This is a genomic window from Bradyrhizobium sp. CFUWI (assembly GCF_056429085.1).
In genome coordinates this window covers 38,466-56,220 of sequence record NZ_JBWJZE010000015.1, presented here as the reverse complement: position 1 = coordinate 56,220, position 17,755 = coordinate 38,466, and the positions used below count along the sequence as shown (strand labels likewise).

Below are 17,755 nucleotides of genomic sequence, written 5' to 3'. Positions count from 1 at the left end.
TGACGTTTCGATGACATTGATGTTCCGCCGCTTCGCTGCGTCAAGCGGGCCTCGCGGCCTGCGCGCGGGCGCGCGGGATCAGGCATCCCGGAGTAGCTCGGCGGCCAGCGCCCGGGTCACGGGGCGGCCGAGCCGCAGGGCCTCGCTGTCAAGCAGTTCCACGGCCTGGCGGGCGGCGGCCGAGGACCGCTCCAGGCGGGTGGCGAGATAGCTGACCACGCTCTCGTCCACATTGAGCTGGCGGTCGGCGCAGAATTTCACGATCAGGCCGCGGAAGAGCTGGTCGTCCGGGGGCAGCAGCGTGACCACCGGCACGGCGCGCAGACGCGAGCGCAGGTCGCGAAGCTCGATCTCCAGCGCGGCCGGCAGCTCGCGTCCGGTGAAGAGCACGTAGGCGCCGTCCTCGCGGGCAAGGTTCATCAGGTGAAAGAGGGCGCGTTCGTCGAAATCGCCCGCCCGGAGATCCTCGACCACCAGGGCGCCGGTGGCGAGCGCGCCCGGAACGCCGGCGGCGGTCAGGACGTTGGCGGCGGTCGAGCGGGCGCCTGATATTTCGGCCCAGATCGCGGCGAGGTGGCTCTTGCCGCTGCCTTCCGGGCCGGCGAGCCACATGATCCGGTTCGGCCATTCCGGCCAGCTGTCGATCAGCGCCACACCGGCCGCGTTGGCGGGGCCCTCGAGGAAATTGTCCCGGCTGAGGCTCTCCGCATGCGGAAGCGAAAACGCCAATTGTCGGGGATGGACGCGGCCTGCCACGCTTGTCTTGCTCCATGCCGGCGCGCCGGCCCGTCTGAAGAGAATTCCGACTTGATCGGGCGGGAGTTGGCCTTTTGCGGGGCCGCATTCCCTCATTTGGCCTCGATCGTACTCATGTGCCGCAGCCATTCGACCAGATAGAGCGACACCGAGGAGAGCGTGAAGACCGTGACGAGGCCCATCAGGATGATATCATAAGGGGCCGGCTTGAAGCCGAAGGCAAGCGCCGCCAGCACCAGCGCCGCGAACGCCACTTGTGCAACGGTGTTGAGCTTCGACACTTTCGACGGCTTCATCTCGACCGGCCGGTCGAACAGCCAGGATACGATCACGGCGGCGACAATCATGATGTCGCGCGAGACCACCAGGATCACGATCCAGCGCGGGATCGCGCCCCAGATGCCCAGCGCCATGTAGATCGAGACCAGCAACGCCTTGTCCGCGAGCGGGTCGAGCAGGGCCCCGAGCTCGCTCGTCATGTTGAAGCGCTTGGCCAGGAAGCCGTCCACGGCGTCGCTGATACCGGCGATCAGGAAGACGGCGAACGCGACCTCCATTTGGCTCGACACGATGGCCCAGACGATGATCGGGACCAGCATGATGCGGCCCAGCGTGATGATGTTCGGAATACTCACGAAAGCGCTTCCCGGCACCCGGTCTGACCTCGAATCCGGCCCCTCGGGAGGCTGAACCGGTTGATATCTACATAGTATAGGCAGGAGCGCCATGCGAGCCATTGCGTGTCCCCGGAATTCGACGTAACCAGCCGCAAACCCACTGGAAATCGGGCATGACCGACCGCAAAAACGGCCTCACTTACGCCGATTCAGGCGTCGATATCGACGCGGGCAACCGCCTGGTCGATCTGATCAAGCCGATGGTGCGCGCCACAGCGCGGCCGGGCGCCGACGCCGAGATCGGCGGCTTCGGCGGCCTGTTCGACCTCAAGGCGGCCGGTTTCAAGGACCCCGTCCTGGTCGCCGCGACCGATGGGGTCGGCACCAAGGTCAAGATCGCGATCGAGACCGGGCTGCACGGCGGGATCGGCATCGACCTCGTCGCCATGAGCGTCAACGATCTCGTGGTGCAGGGCGCCGAGCCGTTGTTCTTCCTGGACTATTTCGCCTGCGGCAAGCTCGACCCCGAGGCCACGGCCTCGATCGTTGCGGGCGTCGCGGAAGGCTGCCGCGAATCCGGCTGCGCCCTGATCGGCGGTGAGACCGCCGAGATGCCCGGCCTGTACAAGGACGGCGATTACGATCTCGGCGGATTTGCCGTCGGTGCCGCCGAGCGCGGTACGCTGCTGCCGCGCAAGGACATCGCGGCGGGCGACGCCGTGATCGGTCTTGCTTCATCAGGCGTGCATTCCAACGGCTTCTCCCTGGTCCGCAAGATCGTGGAACAATCAGGCCTCGGCTTCACCGCACAGGCGCCGTTCGCACCCGTGATGACGCTCGGCGGCGCGCTGCTGACACCGACGCGGCTCTACGTCAAATCCTGCCTGCGCGCGATCCGCGAGACCGGCGCGGTGAAGGGCCTTGCCCACATCACCGGCGGCGGCTTCACCGACAACATTCCGCGGGTGCTGCCGCAGCATCTCGGCGTCGGCATTGACCTCGCGCGTCTGCCGGTGCTGCCGGTGTTCAAATGGCTGGCGGCACAGGCCGGCATCGCCGAGCTGGAAATGCTGCGCACCTTCAATTGCGGCATCGGCATGATCGCGATCGTCGAGCCCGACAAGGTCGACAAGGTGATCGAGGTCTTCACCGACGCCGGCGAGACCGTGGCGCAGCTCGGCACCGTGATCCCGGCCGAGGGCGAGCACCGCGTCGTCTATAACGGCCATCTCGATCTGGCGCTGTGATGAAGCGCCGCGTCGCCATCCTGATCTCCGGCCGCGGCTCCAACATGGCCGCGCTGATCAGGGCCGCAAGCTCGGCGGATTTCCCGGCGGAGATCTCGGTTGTCATTTCGAACAAGGCCGATGCGCTCGGACTGGAACGGGCCAAAGCGAGCGGCGTCAACACGCTGGTGATCGAGAGCAAGCCGTTCGGGAAGGATCGCGCCGGCTTCGAGAAGGTGCTCCAGGCAGCGCTCGATGAGCACGGTATCGAGCTGATTTGTCTCGGCGGCTTCATGCGCCTGTTCACGGCCGAGTTCACCAAAGCCTGGTACGGGCGGATGCTCAACATCCATCCGTCGCTGCTACCGTCGTTCCCCGGCCTTGATCCGCACGGCCAGGCCTTGCGTGCCGGCGTCAAACTTTCCGGTGCGACGGTGCATTTCGTGATCCCCGAGACCGACGCCGGCCCGATCGTGATGCAAGGCGCGGTGCCCGTCAGCGACCACGACACGGGAGATACGCTGTCGGAGCGCATCCTCGAAGTCGAGCACCGCATCTATCCCGAAGCGCTGCGGCTGCTGGCAACCGGCAAGGTCCGGATTGAGGGCGATGTGTGCAAGACGGATGGCAGCGGGCCGTCTGAGAATTTCCTGATTGCGCCGGTGGTGGGCTGAAGCGCCGTCCTCGCGGCGCTCATCGCAAATAAAATCCCCCGGCAGAGCCGGGGGCAACGTCATGATCTCTCGTGTGTCAGCTTCGAGAGAAATCAGGAGACCTTGAGGTTCTCCGCGGATGCCTTGCCGCGGTTCTCCACGAGGTCGTATTCAACCACCTGGTTCTCGTTGAGGGTCGAGAGTCCGGCGCGCTCGACGGCGGAGATGTGAACGAACACATCCTTGTCGCCGCCGTTCGGCTTGATGAACCCATAGCCCTTGGTCGGGTTGAACCATTTGACGGTGCCCTTTTGCGGCATCGCTAGTCTCCTCCACTAGATAGAAAAAAGACGCGGCCGCCTTTTCGCGTGCCACGCCACAAACGGGCTTCCGGAAGTCTGTTCGAGTCTCAATGTCACGAAACGCACAGCCGAGCGGCCAATTCCGATTGTGTCCGATATTGCAACATGAAAATCGCGCGTTAGCAAGCCGCGCGCGCTTTTCAAGACCGGGCCGGGTACCATCGTTTGCTTTTTGCGACCTGTGGCCGCGGAACCACAACCGAGGGCAATAGGCACGGCGACAGCGTGCCAGGCGGTTGACCCTCCGTGGCAGTTCGGCCCAAATCGCCACACATGCGAGCCGTTCGTGTTGCATTTTTGCGGACCGCCCTTTGCTTCGGGATTAGTCGTCATGTGCTGCACCTCGCAGCCTTCAGGGACAGGGCAGACGATCGGGCGGAGCCGCGTCGGCAGGGTCGCGGCCGCGATCGCGATGGCATTTGCGATCGTCGTGATGATGTCGGCCATATCGCCAGTCCTGGCGCAAAGCACGACGCCAACGCCGACGCCGACACCCACGCCCACGCCCACGCCGTCACCGACTCCGGTCCCGACGCCGACATCGACCAATTACGACCAGTCGGTCCGCAGCGGCGCGCTCAATCTCGGCTCCAGCTTCCTGGAGCGGCTTGGCAACCAGGTATCGGGTGGTTTCAACCGGGCGTTCCGGACCAATCCCGGCGGCGGCGGCGCATCGGCCAGCACGGAAGATCCGCGTTACCGCACCTGGTTCGAGGGCTACGGCATCTCGGTCCGCTCCGATGCGCAAGGCGACTTCGTCGGCGACAAGCGCAAGACGGTTGGCGGCGTCGCCGGCTTTGGCGCGCGCGTTGCGCCGGGTGTCAATCTCGGCTTCTCCGTCGACCAGAGCCACACCGACATCGACGTGCCGCTGGCGCTGCAATCGGCGACGCTCGACCTGACGCAAATCGGATTCAGCGGCTCGGTCGACAAGGGCCCGTGGACCTGGGCCTTCGCCGTGGTGCACGGCTTCGGCAAGGTCCGCTCCAGCCGCGACACCGGTCTCGGCCTTGCGACCGCGGGCTATCGCGCGGCGATCGACGGCGCGCTGACCGAGATCAGCTATTACTGGACCCAGGACCAGATGCGTGTCGTGCCCAAAGGGGCGCTGGAATATGTGCGCGCCACCAGCGCGGCGTTCCAGGAGACCGGAGGCCTCGATCCGCTCAACGTCGGCTCGACGGCGCTCTCGCGCGCACGCGTCATGATCGGGGCCGAGGTCGGCCGTTACTTCGTCATCGATCAGAAAATCCTCGACCTGTCCGCCTACGGCAAGTTCGTCGACAATTTCTACCAGGATCTCGGGTCGATCCAGGTCAGCCTGGGAAGCCAGAGCATCATCGTTCCCGGCATCGGCGAGAGCCGTTACGGCGCGGATGCCGGCGCCTCGGCTTCGCTCAGCCTGACCAGTGTGGCGCGGCTCTACGTCAATTACGACGGCAAATTCCGCAACGAGCTGACCTCGCACCAGGGCATGGTCGGCTTCGAATATCGGTGGTGAGCGGACGTTCGCCCCTGCCTATGTCGGCGTCGCCGCGACATATCCCGTCAGCCCAAACCCCTCGCGCGCGGCCGTCATCATCGGCACCAGCGCGTTCGGATGGATGAACTCGTCGCGGAAGCAGGGATAGGTTTTGGGATCGAAGATCTGCTTGAGCCAGTCGACCACGATCTTGTGGCGCTCGGAGGTCCGGAACTCCTTGTGATAGGTGAGCCAGAGATCGGCGTGGTGGCTGACGCCGAGATCGACGGCGACCAGCGGCGCGCCGAGCGCGATCGAGACCGTCGGCAGGAAGCCGATGCCGGCGCCGCGTTCGACGGCGTAGAGCACGCCGACCGAGGAATTGGTCTTGATCCCGACGATGCCCTCCAGCGACTTCAGTCCGAGCACGCGGGCATAGGCGCCGTCGTCGACCTGCGGTGCGCTCTGCTTGATGATACGGTGGTCCTTCAGCTCCGCAAGGGTCGTCGGCACACCGTAGAGGTTTTCGTACTCCTTGGAGACGAACGGATAAATGTGCAGGCGGCCGAGCTTGGCGACGATCAGGTCGGGGTTGGTCGGCGGCTCGAGCTGGATCGCGATGTCCGATTCAAGCCGTGCGACGTCGGCCTGCTCCATCGCGCAACGCAGATCGACGGTGATCCTGCGGTAGGTCTTCTGGAAGTCGATCAGTCGCGGCAGGATCCAGAAATTGCCGGGCCCCTCCGTCACCGCGACGCGCACGGTGCCCGAGGTGTCGTTCGACGATCGCGAAGCGCGCCGGAAGACGTTGAAGGCATGACGCTCCATATGCGCAACGTCTGCGATCATCGCGGTGCCTTCATCGCTGAGCGTGAGCCCGCTCTGGTCGCGCAGGAATAGCTTGCAGCCGATGCTCTCTTCGAGCCGGTCGACCCGGCGCATCAGCGTGGTCGAGGTGAGCCCGAGCTCCTCGGCGGCATTGCGAAAACTTTTATATTTTGCGCATGCTAAAAACAGTTTCAAATCGTCCCAGGACGCATCCAGGGCCTCTTCACGGTGCTGCATCATCGCAGCACCCCGGTGCAATAACTGGTGCATACTCCTGATCTCCAGCCGCTAAGCTCGTCGACGTAGCGGGGCACGAAAGCCTCGAACGATAGAGGCGCGATATGGGTATGGAAAGGGGCTCGTTTGACGCAAGGCATGATTTCGATGCCTTGCCGCTGAGCCCGGATGTCGACGTCCGGTGCGCGCAATCTTCCGAAATCGCCGCGCTGGCGCAGATGGCGCACCGGCTGGTGCCGGGCGTGCGGATCGGAGCGGAAGAGCTTGCGCGATACGCCACGTTCGATCCCCAGAGCATTCTGACGTTCAGCCGAAAGGGCCATCTCGTCGGCGGCATGGCCTTTCTGTTTCTCAATGACCGCGGGCACGATGCGCTGCTGCTCGACGAGATCTGCCTTACCGCGCCCGAGACGCACTATCTCGCTGCCGCGAAGGAAGACGTCGCCGCTATCTACATCTGGGCGATCGCGGCGACGGGACGCGGCATCGCCGGTCTCGGAAAAGCGGCAGCACATCTGCGACAGCTAAGGTTTCGCGGCGCGGATTGCTATGCGCAGCCGTCAACGGTGGCCGGACGCGACATCATGAAGGCGACCGGCTTTGCACCGGTGCCAAGCTTCCAGCCCGACCTCTGGTGCTACGAGCGGCCCTGGCATCGGCAGCCGATGCGTATGTCCGCCGCAATCATTCAAGCAAGGAGTTTTGCAGATGCACGGTACTAGGATCCCTGTCGCCAAGCCCTGTTCCCGCGCCATCACCATCCGCCTTGCGCGCGATCCAAACGATCTCATGCTGGTCACCGCCATTCGTTCCGCGGTCTATCTCGCCGAGCAGGATTGTCCATTCGAGGAGGAGTTCGACGGCAACGACATGGTCGCGGCGCACTTCATCGGCTTCGTCGGCAACGAACCCGCGGGCTGCCTGCGGGTGCGCTTCTTCGGCGATTTCGCCAAGGTGGAGCGGCTCGCGGTGCGGCACCAGTATCGGCGCTCGCGCGTCTCCTTCAAGCTGGTGCAGGCCAGCGTCGACTATGTGAAGCGGAAGGGCTTTCGCAAGATCTACGGTCAGGCGCAGGACAGGCTGGTGGATTTCTGGGCGCATTTCGGCGCCAAGCCGCTCGGCCATAATCGCAAGATCACGTTCTCGGATTTTTCCTACACGGAGATGCTGTTGGAGATCGAGCCGGGCCCGGACGCGATCACGCTGGACAGCGATCCCTATGTGATCATCCGTCCCGAGGGCGATTGGGACCGGCCCGGCGTGCTCGACGCCTCGGCGGGGCGGGCGGTGACCTCACCGCTGCGGGACCTCGCGCTCGCCGACCGCTGAAACTGGTGCAGCTCGGCGCAAGACAATGCTGGCTTCCATCCATGACGATCCGCCGATCCTGGTCTGCGCGGATCTGCAGATCGAATATCTGACGCCAGGGCGCCGCCACGTCATTCTCGACGGCGACGCCGCCATGGCGCGCTGCCTGGAACTCGTGACGCTGTGGCGCGGCAATCTGTGGCCGGTGATGCACCTGAAGCGCATCGCGCAGGCCGCCTGGTTCAATCCGGCATCCAGGCTGACCGATTGGATCGCGGAGATGAAGCCGCGGCCGGGGGAACTGACGTTCGAGCATCCGCTGCCCTCCGCCTACAGCTCGTCGCGGTTTGTGGACTACATGTCCAATATCCGCAATGTGCGCTGCATTCTGGTCGGGTTTTCCCTGGACGAGACGATCCTGGCCACCGCCGCCGAAGGGTTTCACCGCAGCCATCGCTACCAGGTGGTCGCTGACGCCGTGGCTTGCCGCCAGCCGGGCACTGGCGATGCCGTCGCCTATAAGCATGCGGTAGTGAATGTCATCGGGAACTTTGCTACAATCCAGTCCAGCGCCGAACTGATCAGAACCAGCGGCGTCGTTGCGGTGTAGGCGGCCGCGACCGGCGGATGGGGTGAGAGATTGTCACGGGGAGACGAGCTCAAGGAGCTGGCCAGCGACCTGTCGCATGCCGCCGAGAAGGCACGCAGGCTTGGTCTGCCGACGACGGTCTATCTGCTGTCGATGGCGCTGGTGGAAGTGAGGGAAGCCGCAGCCGGCGCCGACGACGGGCATGACGACGACGCGGCGTGAGAGCTGCCTCGCCAACAGTTTCTGACGTGCGGTTCTGCGATGTGCCGTTCCGTGATGGGCTGCTTTGTCATTTGCGGCTTTGTGCAACGCTGCTGAGCGCTTGCTGCCGGCAAATTGGCGTTGCAAGTTCTGCGCTGTCGCAATAGCCAAGGGACTTGATCATCGAGTGATGACGCCGGCTATGCCTGCGACGTGACGCTTTCAAGGATCTTCGCAAATGTCCATGCTGCCCAATTCGCAAGAGGCCCGGGATGTGGCCTACCAGCTCCATCCCTACACCAATGCGCGCACGCATCAGCAGGCCGGTCCCCTGGTGATCGAACGCGGTGATGGTCCTTACGTCTTCGACGCGTCGGGCAAGCGCTATTTCGAGGCGATGGCCGGCCTGTGGAGCGTCGGGCTCGGCTTCAACGAGAAGCGGCTGGTCGAGGCGGCGCACAAGCAGATGCAGGCGCTGCCGTTCTATCACACCTTCTCCGCCAAATCGCACGGGCCCTCGATCGACCTCGCCGAGAAGCTGGTCGCGCTTGCGCCGGTTGCGATGAGCAAGGTGTTCTTCACCAATTCCGGCTCGGAAGCCAACGACACCGTGTTGAAGCTGATCGCCTATCGCTCCAACGCGCTCGGCCAGCCGCAGCGCAAGAAGGTGATCAGCCGGATGCGCGCCTATCACGGCGTCACCATCGCCTCCGCCAGCCTCACGGGGCTGCCGAACAATCACCGCTCGTTCGACCTGCCGCTGCCGAACATTCTGCACACGGGTTCGCCGCATTTCTACAAGGACGGCGCCGCCGGCGAGAGCGAGGAGGCGTTTGCGACGCGCCGGGCCGAGGAGCTCGACGCGCTGATCCAGAAGGAGGGGCCCGATACGATCGCGGCGTTCTTCGGCGAGCCGGTAATGGGGGCGGGCGGCGTCATCGTGCCGCCGGCGACCTATTGGGACAAGATCCAGGCGGTCCTGAAGAAGTACGACATCCTCTTGGTCGCCGACGAGGTGATCTGCGGCTTCGGCCGCACCGGCAAGATGTTCGGTTGCGAGACCTACGGCATCAAGCCGGATGCGATCGTGGTCTCCAAGCAGATCACGTCGAGCTATTTCCCGCTGTCGGCGATCATGCTGAACGAGCGCATGTTCGAGCCGATCGCGGACGAGAGCAACAAGATCGGCGTGCTCGGCCATGGTTTTACCGCCGGCGGCCATCCGGTCGGCTCGGCGATTGCGCTGGAGAACCTCAAGATCATCGAGGAACGCGGCCTGGTCGCGCATGCGGCCGAGCTCGGCGCTTACATGCAGGGCCGCCTGCGCGAGCTCGCCAGTCATCCGCTGGTCGGCGAGGTTCGCGGCGTCGGCATGATTGCAGCGATCGAGCTCGTGCTCGACAAGGGCCGCAAGACGGCCGCGGCAACGCCGGGCGCGGTCGGCGGCATCGCCAGCCGCATCCTCCAGGAGCGCGGCGTGATCTCGCGTAACATGCTGGACGCCATCGCCATTTGCCCGCCGCTGATCGTCAACAAGTCCCACATCGACGATCTGGTCGCCGCGATTTCGGGCGTGCTGGACGACATGAAGGCGGAAGTGGCCAAGCTGACGCCGGCGTAAGCCATACTGTCGCGTCGAATTCCGTCATTGCGAGCGAAGCGAAGCAATCCAGACTGCCTGTGCGGAAAAACTCTGGATTGCTTCGTCGCAAGAGCTCCTCGCAATGACGGGGTGGAGACAGCGAGCTCCAATCCATCCCCCGTCACCCTGAGGTGCTCGCCTCTTCGGCGAGCCTCGAAGGGCGACGGCCCGACTGCCGCAGCGGGGCGCTGCGCGGTTGGCAATTGGCAGCGATGTTACGCCCGCTGCACCCCGATCACGCGACCCTTCTCGATCGCCAGCGCCAGCTCGCCGCGCTTCAGCTTGAGCGCGGCATCGCCGAACAATTCGCGGCGCCAGCCGCGCAAGGCGGGCACGTCTGCCTCGTCGTCGGCCGCAATCTCCTCGAGATCGTCGACCGTCGCGATCACCTTGCTGGCGACCGCGTGGCGCTCGGCGGTCATGCGCAGCAGCACCTTCAACAGCTCGACGATGGCGGCGCCGTTGGAATTGTTGCGTGGCTTCTCGAGCTTCGGCAGCGTCGCAGGATCCCGCTTGAGCCCGCGCTCGACGGCGGCGACGATGTCCGCGCCCCATTTGGACTTCTCGAACCCTTTCGGCACCGAGCGCAGGTTGGCGAGCTTCTCCAGCGTGGTCGGCGCGTGGGTCGCGATGTCCGAGATCGCCTCGTCGCGCAGCACGCGGCCGCGCGGCACGTCGCGGCTCTGCGCCTCCTGCTCCCGCCAGGCCGCGACCTCCATCAGCACCGCGAGATCCTTCGGCTTGCGCACGCGGGTCTTCAGCCGCTCCCAGGCGCGTTCGGGATGGAAGTCGTAGGTTCTGGGGGAGGTGAGGACCTCCATCTCGATGGAGACCCATTCGCTGCGGCGGCGCTTCTTGAGGTCGGCATCGAGCGCGGCGAACACGTCGCGCAAATGCGTAACGTCGGACACCGCGTAATGCATCTGCTCTTTGGTCAGCGGCCGGCGCGACCAGTCGGTGAAGCGGTGGGTCTTGTCCGGCCGGTGGCCGGTGACCTTCTCGACCAGGGCGTCGTAGGCGATGCTGTCGCCGTAACCGAGCACCATCGCGGCGACCTGGGTGTCGAACACCGGGTGCGGGATGATGTTGGCTTGGTGCCAGATGATCTCGATATCCTGACGGGCGGCGTGGAATACCTTCAGCACGCTCTCGTTGGCCATCAGCTCGAAGAACGGCTTGAGGTCGATGCCAGCGGCCAGGGTGTCGATGACGATGGCTTCCTCGGCGCTGGCCATCTGCACCACGCACAGCAGCGGGTAGTAGGTGGTCTCGCGCAGGAACTCGGTATCGACGGTTATGACGGGGTGCTTGGCCAGCCGGCTGCAGGCAGCCGCGAGGTCAGCGGTGGTGGTAATCAAATCCATGAACGGCCCATGACACTTGATATCAGCCGTTCTGCCGAAAGCGCTGTGATGTCAAGGGGCTCGATGCGAATTCGAGCCTTGCATTGGGGCCGGAATCGCTTTTTCCGACGAAATTCCTATTCGTAGCGGACCCGGTGCGAGGATTTGCGGGCGCAGGGCAGCGCCACCACGATCACGCACATGGCGACCAGCGCCAACCCCAGGAACTCGAAAACCAACAGATCCACGGCGAAATCTCCAGAAACATTGATAGATTTGTCGGGGGTGTGTTGAGGGTCTGTTAATTCCAATGGTTACCGGCGGCGGGGCGGGCCGGATGGTGGACGGGGGGTTAATGGGGCCGTCCTTTATGTCATCAGCTTCGGCAGGGCTGCGGCCAAGGTATCCACGGCCACTCGGACCTTTGGCGGCAAGTGGGGTGAGCGCGGCCAGAGCGCGTGGCATTCGTAGAGGAATTCCGGATGGCCGCTGAGGAGACTGATCAGCGCGCCGGTGGCGAGGCGCTCGCGGACCAGCCAGTACGGCAGCCAGGCGAGCCCCATGCCCTGCGTGGCGGCATCGGCAATCGCCTCGAGATCGTCGAGCCGTAGCCGGCCGGACGGCATGATCTCGCGCACGGACCCGCCGCCTTGTGGAAACAGCCACGGACGGACGTGCCCCGAGCGGCGATAGATGATCGCCTGATGCGCGGTGAGATCGTCGATCGATTTCGGCTTGCCGCTTGCCCGCAAGTACGAGCGCGCGCCGCACACCACCATGCGCTGGCTTGCGATGCGGCGTGCGGTCAAGCCGGACTGGTCGTCGAGATCGCCGGTCCGGATCGCAAGGTCGTAGCCGGCCTCGATGATGTCGGCGATCGGATCGCCGAAGGAGAGGTCGAGTTCGAGCCGCGGATGTTTTCGCGCGAGCTTCATCAGCAAGGGAGCGATGCAGTGCCGGCCTAGCAGGGCCGGCATGGTCACGCGCAGCCTGCCGCGCGGCTCGGACAATTCGTCGGCAACGACGGCATCGGCGGCGTCCGCTTCGAGCAGTACCACGCGACAGCGCTCGTAATAGGCTTGCCCAGCCTCGGTCAGGCTCTGGCGGCGCGTGGTGCGGTTGAGGAGGCGGACGCCAAGCCGCTCTTCGAGGAAGCGCACATGCTTGCCGACCATCGGGCTCGACATTTCCAGGGCATCGGCCGCGGCCGCGAAGGAGCCGAGATCGACCGCCCGAACGAACACGGCCATGCTGGTGAGGCGGTCCACGATTGCAAACTCCTGGTTTCGACTGTTCGCCCGTTTCGGCGATTTATCCGCTTCTCCAGGGGCGGCATAGCTCCATTCAGTTCAACTGTTGGAGTGTCTCATGGCACGCGTCGTTCGCTTTCATCAACATGGCGGCCCCGCGGTGCTGCACCTCGAGACTGTCGAGGTTCCAGCGCCGGCAAAGGGCGAGGTTCAGATCCGGGTCAAGGCGCTCGGCCTCAACCGTGCGGAAGCGCTGTTGCGGCGAGGCACCTATATCGAGACCGCGAAATTCCCGTCGGGTCTCGGTCTGGAGGCGGCCGGGCTTGTCGAGGCCATCGGTGAAGGCGTGGCCGGATTTGCGCCGGGCGACGCCGTGAGCATCGTGCCGCCGATGTCGATGGTGCGATGGCCGGCCTATGCCGAGATCGCGACATTTCCCGCCGAACTCGTCGTGAAGCATCCGCCGGAGCTTGGCTTCGAGGCGGCGGCTGCCGTGTGGATGCAATTTCTGACAGCCTACGGCGCTCTGGTCGACATCGCCGGACTTCGGCGCGGAGACGTAGTCGCCATCACGGCGGCATCGAGCAGTGTCGGGCTTGCCGCCATCCAGATCGCGAACCGGGTTGGCGCTATCCCGGTTGCCCTGACGCGCACCTCGGCCAAGCGTTGCGCTTTGCACGATGCCGGCGCCGCCCATGTCATCGCCTCGGACGAAGAGGACATCCGATTGCGACTTGAGCGGATCGCAGGCTCAACTGGTGTCCGCGTGGTATTCGATGCGGTCGGCGGTCCCGCGTTCGAGCCGCTGACCGCGGCGATGTCGTCGGGTGGTATCCTAATCGAATATGGCGGGCTCAGCCCCGCTCCGACGCCGTTTCCGCTGTTCAGCGTCCTGACGAAGAGCCTAACGTTGCGCGGCTATCTGGTACACGAGATCATCAGCGATCCTCCGCGCCTTGCGCGGGCCAAGGCGTTCGTTCTCGATGGCTTGGCGGACTGTACGCTGAAGCCTGTTATCGCGAGGACGTTCCGGTTCGACGAGATCGTCGAGGCGCATCGCTTCCTGGAGTCGAACGAGCAATTCGGCAAGATCGTGGTGACGATCTGAGCTCGCGCCATCCCAACGAAAGCATTCGGCGCCCCGCATGACGGAGCGCCGATGATCGTTTGCAGATGTTGGCCGCCTTACGGCAGCTTCAGAGACGTCTCCGCATTGTACGGCTTCAGCGTCTCGTCGGCGGCCTTCTGCGCGGCGGCGAGGGCCTCCTTCGGCTGCTTCTTGCCGTTGAGGACCAGCATCACTTCGTCCTCGAGGTTCTTGCGGACGGGCACGGTCTTGTAAGTCGCAAACCACGGCTTTGCGACGTCGAGCTGCTCGACGGCGGTCTTGGCGTCGGGGTTCTTGTTCAGGAAGTCGACCATGTCAGGCGTCTTGTACGCCGCCATGTTGGGCGCGAAATAGCCGGTGGCGCGGCTCCACCAGGCGCTCTTCTCGGGCGAGGTCATCCACTTGATCAGCGTCCAGGCGGCCTTCTGCTTCTCGGCTTCGAGACCGGCCGGAACGATCAGCGAGGCGCCGCCGATCGGCACGGCGTTGCGGACGTTGCGCGGGATGAAGGCGACCTTGTAGGCGAACTTGGCGTTGTCACGCACGTAAGTGAGCGAGCCCGTCGACAGCATGATCATCGCGGCATTGCCGGAGATGAAGGACGTGCTGACGGCAGGGCCGGGCGTCGCGCCGGGCGGGTGGACCTTGTGCTTGGTGACGAGGTCGTTCCACCAGGAGAGCGCGCCCAGCATCGAGGGCGTGTCGTAGTAGACCTCGCCGCCGAACTCCTCGTTGTAGTAGCGCCCGCCATTGCTCATGGTGAGCGTTTCCATCATCCAGCCGCAATAATCGTAGGCGCAGGGGATCGCGATGCCCCATTGGGTCACCTTGTCGCCCTCGCGTTTGGTCAGCTTCTTGGCCCAGTCGGTGAGCTCGGCCCAGGTCTGCGGCGGCTTGCTCGGATCGAGGCCCGCCTCCTTGGCCTTGTCGGCATTGATGTAGAGCAGCGGCGTCGAATTGTGGAACGGCACGCCGTAGACCGAGCGGTTGATCACCGCGTTGCCGTGCAGGGCCGGGAAGAACTGGCCGAGGAACTGCTCCTTGGTGGTGCCGTCGGCCTTGATCAGCGCATCGAGATTGGTGAGCTCGTTCTCGATCTGCATGTCGAGCAGGAAGTTGGCCGACATGATCACCGCGGACGGCGGCTTGCCGGCCTTGATCGCGGCGCGCGTCTTGATCAGCGTGTCGTCATAGGAGCCGGTGTAGACCGCGGTCGCCTTGACGCCCGGGTGGGTCTCGTTGAACTCCTTGATCAAGGTGCCCATGTCGCGGGCGAGCTTGCCGTCGACGGGGACGGGGAAGAACAAGTCGATCTCGGTCGGGCCTTCGGCGAAGGCCGGGAAAGCGAGCGCACCGGCCATGGTGCCTATCATGGCGAGGCCGAGTGCAAGCCTGCGGGAAAACAGCATCGAAGAATCTCCTATTTGATGCCTGAGGTGACGAAAGAGCTGATGAATCGCTTCTGGAAGATCAGGAAGGTGACGAGCAGCGGGCCGATCACCATCAGCGTGCCGGCGGCAATGGTGCCCCAGGCCTGCGTGCCTTCGGCGGTCTTGGTGAAGACCGACAGGCCCACCGTGAGCGGCCGCTTGTCGGGCGAGTTGATCACCATCAGCGGCCACAGGAAGTCGTTCCAATGGCTGGTCACCGAGATGATGGCGAAGGCCGAGAAGCTCGGCATCGACAGCGGCACGTAGATGTGGCGGATGCGCTGGAGCAGGCTGGCGCCGTCGATCAGGGCTGCGTCTTCCAGCTCGGTCGGAATCGCCTCGAAAGCCTGGCGCATCAGGAAGGTGCCGAAGGCGGAGGCGAAGAACGGCATCATCACGCCGGTGAGCGTGTCGTAGAGTCCAAGCTGCGCCACCAGCGACAGGTTCGGCACGATCAGCAGCACCGGCACCAGCATCAGCTGCATCAGGAACAGGTAGAAGATCAGCGTCTTGCCGACGAACTTCAAGCGCGCAAAGGCAAAGCCCGCGAGCGTGATCGTGACGAACTGCACCAGCAGGATGCCGGCGCAGATGATCGTGGTGTTGAGCGTGTAGCGCGGGAAATCGCCGATCTCCCAGGCATCCCTGACGTTGTCGAGCGTCGGCTTCAGGCTCGGCATCAGCTCGGCCATGGCGTTGATGCCGTCGGAGGCCGGGCGCAGCGTCGCCACGACCATCCACAGAAACGGGATGAGCCAGACGATTGCGAGCAGCACGGTCAGCAGGAAGCCGAGCTTGGGCGTGATCTCGCCCCTTGTGGCGAGCGGAGCGTCTCCGAACAGGCGATCGAACAGCTTCATGGCCCGCCCTCGCGGTTCGCCATGGTGCGGAAGGAGAGCGCGGTGAGGCCCATCAGCGCGGCGAGCGTCAGCAGCGTCGCGGCCGAGGCCTTGCCGATATCGTAATGCTCGACCGCCTGCTGGTAGATGTAGAACAGCACGAGATTGGTCGAGTTCGACGGTCCGCCCTGGGTCATGACGAAGACGTGGTCGACCTGCGTCACCGCGTTGAGGATCGCGATGACGGTGACGAACAGGAAGGTTGGCTTGAGCTCCGGCAGGATGATGTGGCGCAGGCGCTGATATGGGCCCGCGCCGTCGAGATGGGCGGCCTCCATCACGTCCTCGGGCACGGCCTGGAGACCGGCGAGGAAGAACAGCATGTAATAGCCGGCATTCTTCCAGATCGTGATGACCATGATCGCATAGAGCGCGACGTCGGAATCGCCGAGCCAGTTCGGCAGCACCGGAAGCAGGCGGCCGATATAGTAGTCGAGCAGGCCGACGTTGGGCAGGAAGATGAACATGAACAGCGCGGAGGCCGCGACCATCGGGATCAGCACCGGCAGGAACAGCGCGGCGCGCAGCGCGCTGCTCACGACGTTGGTGCGCGCCAGCGCCAGCGCGAACAGCAGCGCGAGCGCGATGCTCGGGATCGCCGTTCCCACGGCGTAGATGAGGTTGTTGACGACCGCGCCGGTGAAGGCGGGGTCGGTCAGAACCGCGCTGATATTGTCGAGGCCGACGAAACGCAGCGGCGCCTTGGGCGTGGCGCGCTGATAGAGCGCATCGACGAGCACGCGTCCCATCGCGCCATAGGTGAACAGCGCGAGGAAGACCAGCGAGGGCAGCAGCAGCAGGTAGGCCGGCAGCGAGGCTTTGAAGCGGGTGATGAGGCGCTTCAGGACATCGAGGCGCGGTGCCGCCGAGGTCGCGACCGGGAGAGCCGCGGGTTCAGCGAGGCTCATCTCACCGTGCCGCGAAGTTGAGCGCATAGTCGCGGCCGTCGACTCCCGCCGGCGGCTCGAATGGGAAGCGCAGACTTTCGTCGAGGAAGTCGTGGCTGTGCACGACGACGTTCTCGTCGTCGATCAGCACCACGCCATAGGCGGGGGGCTCGTGGCTGGCGAGGTGCGGGGCGCCCGCATTGAGCTCGAACCAGACCTGGTGGTTGGTGCCGCGCAGCGTCGAGAACGGGATCTTGCCAAAACTGCCGAAGATCGGCCGGTGCACGTGGCCGAAGAACAGGTGCCGGATGCGCGCGCGGTAGGGTGCGATGATTTCGCCGAATTCGGTGCTCTGCTTCAGCCCGATCTCGTCCATCGCGTGGACGCCGATCGGGAAGGGCGGATGATGCATGAAGACGACGAACTCCTGCTCGGCAGGCGCGGCCGCAAGCGTGCTCGCAAGCCAGCCGAGGCGCCTTTCGCACATCTCGCCGGCGTGGCTGGTCTCGTCCAGCGTGTCGAGGAAGACGAACAGGCCGTGCTCGGTGGTGCGCGTGCCCTGCACGAAGCCGTTGGCATCGCGCGGCGCGGCTTTCAGCGCGTCGAGGCAGGTGACGCGCCGGTCGTGATTGCCGACCATGGCGATGTACGGGATCTTCAGCGCAGCCATCGCCTCGGCGAAATTGGCGTAGGATTCAGCCTCGCCCCAATGGGTGAGATCGCCGGTCACCACCGCAAAGGCGGCGTCGGGCTGGTGCTGGTTGATGTCGGCGATGGCGGCGTCCAGCCGGGCGCGCGGGTCGAGGCCGTACAGCTTCATCCCGGGGTTCGCGAGATGCGTGTCGGTGAGGTGGATGAATTTGAAGGGCATGGCGCTTGTCGGGACCGTTGGAGGATGGACGTCTCCGGCAAGACGACCCTGACAGGCGGTTAGTGCGGGTGTGTTTCAGTTTGATG

General features: G+C 64.7%; 20 protein-coding genes. 9 read left to right on the top strand and 11 right to left on the bottom strand.

All coding sequences use genetic code 11. The features are described 5' to 3' along the window. Window positions 1-78: 78 nt before the first annotated feature. Window positions 79-756 (bottom strand): P-loop NTPase family protein, encoded by a 678-nt coding sequence (locus tag AC066S_RS27955; protein WP_135169488.1) that lies wholly within the window; start codon window positions 754-756, stop codon window positions 79-81. Between the two features lie 92 nt (window positions 757-848). After that, the gene (locus AC066S_RS27950; protein WP_025035876.1) at window positions 849-1,391 is read right to left on the bottom strand and encodes a CDP-alcohol phosphatidyltransferase family protein; all 543 of its coding nucleotides are present in this window, start codon (window positions 1,389-1,391) and stop codon (window positions 849-851) included. Window positions 1,392-1,546: 155 nt separating this feature from the next. Between AC066S_RS27950 and purM the strand changes: the two genes are divergently transcribed. Together purM and purN are read left to right on the top strand one after the other, a co-directional pair. Then, complete coding sequence (purM, locus tag AC066S_RS27945) at window positions 1,547-2,620, top strand: phosphoribosylformylglycinamidine cyclo-ligase (protein WP_126258434.1); 1,074 nt, start codon at window positions 1,547-1,549, stop codon at window positions 2,618-2,620. Further along, the gene (gene purN / locus AC066S_RS27940; RefSeq protein WP_478271128.1) at window positions 2,620-3,273 is read left to right on the top strand and encodes a phosphoribosylglycinamide formyltransferase; all 654 of its coding nucleotides are present in this window, start codon (window positions 2,620-2,622) and stop codon (window positions 3,271-3,273) included. Before purM ends, purN begins: the two co-directional genes overlap by 1 nt. Window positions 3,274-3,365: 92 nt before the next feature. On the opposite strand, the gene AC066S_RS27935 is transcribed toward purN, so the two are convergent. Further along, window positions 3,366-3,572 (bottom strand): cold-shock protein, encoded by a 207-nt coding sequence (locus tag AC066S_RS27935; protein ID WP_018645416.1) that lies wholly within the window; start codon window positions 3,570-3,572, stop codon window positions 3,366-3,368. Window positions 3,573-3,587: 15 nt separating this feature from the next. Further along, complete coding sequence (locus tag AC066S_RS27930; RefSeq protein WP_478271182.1) at window positions 3,588-4,061, bottom strand: hypothetical protein; 474 nt, start codon at window positions 4,059-4,061, stop codon at window positions 3,588-3,590. Here AC066S_RS27930 and AC066S_RS27925 point away from each other — a divergent pair. Continuing rightward, window positions 3,946-5,115, top strand: a complete 1,170-nt coding sequence (locus tag AC066S_RS27925; protein WP_478271127.1) for an autotransporter outer membrane beta-barrel domain-containing protein — start codon at window positions 3,946-3,948, stop codon at window positions 5,113-5,115. The genes AC066S_RS27930 and AC066S_RS27925 overlap by 116 nt on opposite strands. 18 nt (window positions 5,116-5,133) lie before the next feature. On the opposite strand, the gene AC066S_RS27920 is transcribed toward AC066S_RS27925, so the two are convergent. After that, the gene (locus AC066S_RS27920; RefSeq protein WP_126258431.1) at window positions 5,134-6,174 is read right to left on the bottom strand and encodes a LysR family transcriptional regulator; all 1,041 of its coding nucleotides are present in this window, start codon (window positions 6,172-6,174) and stop codon (window positions 5,134-5,136) included. Between the two features lie 71 nt (window positions 6,175-6,245). On the opposite strand from AC066S_RS27920, the gene AC066S_RS27915 reads away from it, so the two are divergent. The 5 genes from AC066S_RS27915 (at window position 6,246) to AC066S_RS27895 (ending at window position 9,860) form a co-directional block, all read left to right on the top strand. Beyond that, window positions 6,246-6,863: a hypothetical protein gene (locus AC066S_RS27915; protein ID WP_167767509.1), complete on the top strand. Its 618-nt coding sequence runs from the start codon at window positions 6,246-6,248 to the stop codon at window positions 6,861-6,863. Continuing rightward, window positions 6,850-7,470, top strand: coding sequence for a GNAT family N-acetyltransferase (locus AC066S_RS27910; RefSeq protein WP_024338084.1), 621 nt, complete (start codon window positions 6,850-6,852; stop codon window positions 7,468-7,470). Before AC066S_RS27915 ends, AC066S_RS27910 begins: the two co-directional genes overlap by 14 nt. A 25-nt stretch (window positions 7,471-7,495) precedes the next feature. After that, window positions 7,496-8,059, top strand: coding sequence for an isochorismatase family protein (locus AC066S_RS27905; RefSeq protein ID WP_478271126.1), 564 nt, complete (start codon window positions 7,496-7,498; stop codon window positions 8,057-8,059). Window positions 8,060-8,089: 30 nt separating this feature from the next. Beyond that, window positions 8,090-8,260, top strand: coding sequence for a hypothetical protein (locus tag AC066S_RS27900; protein WP_164718707.1), 171 nt, complete (start codon window positions 8,090-8,092; stop codon window positions 8,258-8,260). Window positions 8,261-8,477: 217 nt separating this feature from the next. Next, window positions 8,478-9,860, top strand: a complete 1,383-nt coding sequence (locus AC066S_RS27895; RefSeq protein ID WP_478271125.1) for an aspartate aminotransferase family protein — start codon at window positions 8,478-8,480, stop codon at window positions 9,858-9,860. A gap of 236 nt (window positions 9,861-10,096) precedes the next feature. On the opposite strand, the gene rnd is transcribed toward AC066S_RS27895, so the two are convergent. Then, complete coding sequence (gene rnd / locus AC066S_RS27890; protein ID WP_126258427.1) at window positions 10,097-11,245, bottom strand: ribonuclease D; 1,149 nt, start codon at window positions 11,243-11,245, stop codon at window positions 10,097-10,099. Between the two features lie 347 nt (window positions 11,246-11,592). Continuing rightward, window positions 11,593-12,492, bottom strand: a complete 900-nt coding sequence (locus tag AC066S_RS27885) for a LysR family transcriptional regulator (RefSeq protein WP_478271124.1) — start codon at window positions 12,490-12,492, stop codon at window positions 11,593-11,595. 100 nt (window positions 12,493-12,592) lie between these two features. Here AC066S_RS27885 and AC066S_RS27880 point away from each other — a divergent pair, with 100 nt between their 5' ends. Further along, window positions 12,593-13,582 carry a zinc-dependent alcohol dehydrogenase family protein gene (locus AC066S_RS27880; RefSeq protein ID WP_478271123.1) on the top strand — a complete coding sequence of 330 codons (990 nt, stop codon included), beginning with the start codon at window positions 12,593-12,595 and terminating at the stop codon, window positions 13,580-13,582. A 77-nt stretch (window positions 13,583-13,659) separates the two neighbouring features. Here AC066S_RS27880 and AC066S_RS27875 read toward each other — a convergent pair whose 3' ends face one another. Genes AC066S_RS27875 through AC066S_RS27860 form a run of 4 tightly spaced genes read right to left on the bottom strand, consistent with a single transcriptional unit; the run spans window position 13,660 to window position 17,669 of the window. Continuing rightward, window positions 13,660-14,991: an ABC transporter substrate-binding protein gene (locus tag AC066S_RS27875; RefSeq protein WP_478271122.1), complete on the bottom strand. Its 1,332-nt coding sequence runs from the start codon at window positions 14,989-14,991 to the stop codon at window positions 13,660-13,662. Window positions 14,992-15,002: 11 nt separating this feature from the next. Beyond that, entirely contained in the window at window positions 15,003-15,872 is an 870-nt protein-coding gene (locus tag AC066S_RS27870) for a carbohydrate ABC transporter permease (protein ID WP_478271121.1), read from the bottom strand. After that, a complete protein-coding gene (locus tag AC066S_RS27865) occupies window positions 15,869-16,819 on the bottom strand; it encodes a carbohydrate ABC transporter permease (RefSeq protein ID WP_478271120.1) in 951 nt (316 codons plus the stop codon). The genes AC066S_RS27870 and AC066S_RS27865 overlap by 4 nt, the downstream gene beginning before the upstream one ends. Window position 16,820: 1 nt before the next feature. Then, entirely contained in the window at window positions 16,821-17,669 is an 849-nt protein-coding gene (locus tag AC066S_RS27860; RefSeq protein ID WP_478271119.1) for a phosphodiesterase, read from the bottom strand. Window positions 17,670-17,755 lie beyond the last annotated feature (86 nt).

Coding starts and splice junctions, on each gene's coding strand:
- AC066S_RS27880 (WP_478271123.1), top strand. CDS start 12,593: ATGGCACGCGTCGTTCGCTTTCATCAACATGGCGGCCCCGCGGTGCTG.
- AC066S_RS27930 (WP_478271182.1), bottom strand. CDS start 4,061: ATGGCCGACATCATCACGACGATCGCAAATGCCATCGCGATCGCGGCC.
- AC066S_RS27920 (WP_126258431.1), bottom strand. CDS start 6,174: ATGCACCAGTTATTGCACCGGGGTGCTGCGATGATGCAGCACCGTGAA.
- AC066S_RS27865 (WP_478271120.1), bottom strand. CDS start 16,819: ATGAGCCTCGCTGAACCCGCGGCTCTCCCGGTCGCGACCTCGGCGGCA.
- AC066S_RS27870 (WP_478271121.1), bottom strand. CDS start 15,872: ATGAAGCTGTTCGATCGCCTGTTCGGAGACGCTCCGCTCGCCACAAGG.
- AC066S_RS27910 (WP_024338084.1), top strand. CDS start 6,850: ATGCACGGTACTAGGATCCCTGTCGCCAAGCCCTGTTCCCGCGCCATC.
- purN (WP_478271128.1), top strand. CDS start 2,620: ATGAAGCGCCGCGTCGCCATCCTGATCTCCGGCCGCGGCTCCAACATG.
- AC066S_RS27875 (WP_478271122.1), bottom strand. CDS start 14,991: ATGCTGTTTTCCCGCAGGCTTGCACTCGGCCTCGCCATGATAGGCACC.
- AC066S_RS27860 (WP_478271119.1), bottom strand. CDS start 17,669: ATGCCCTTCAAATTCATCCACCTCACCGACACGCATCTCGCGAACCCC.
- rnd (WP_126258427.1), bottom strand. CDS start 11,245: ATGGATTTGATTACCACCACCGCTGACCTCGCGGCTGCCTGCAGCCGG.
- AC066S_RS27935 (WP_018645416.1), bottom strand. CDS start 3,572: ATGCCGCAAAAGGGCACCGTCAAATGGTTCAACCCGACCAAGGGCTAT.
- AC066S_RS27915 (WP_167767509.1), top strand. CDS start 6,246: ATGGGTATGGAAAGGGGCTCGTTTGACGCAAGGCATGATTTCGATGCC.
- AC066S_RS27925 (WP_478271127.1), top strand. CDS start 3,946: ATGTGCTGCACCTCGCAGCCTTCAGGGACAGGGCAGACGATCGGGCGG.
- AC066S_RS27905 (WP_478271126.1), top strand. CDS start 7,496: ATGCTGGCTTCCATCCATGACGATCCGCCGATCCTGGTCTGCGCGGAT.
- purM (WP_126258434.1), top strand. CDS start 1,547: ATGACCGACCGCAAAAACGGCCTCACTTACGCCGATTCAGGCGTCGAT.
- AC066S_RS27895 (WP_478271125.1), top strand. CDS start 8,478: ATGTCCATGCTGCCCAATTCGCAAGAGGCCCGGGATGTGGCCTACCAG.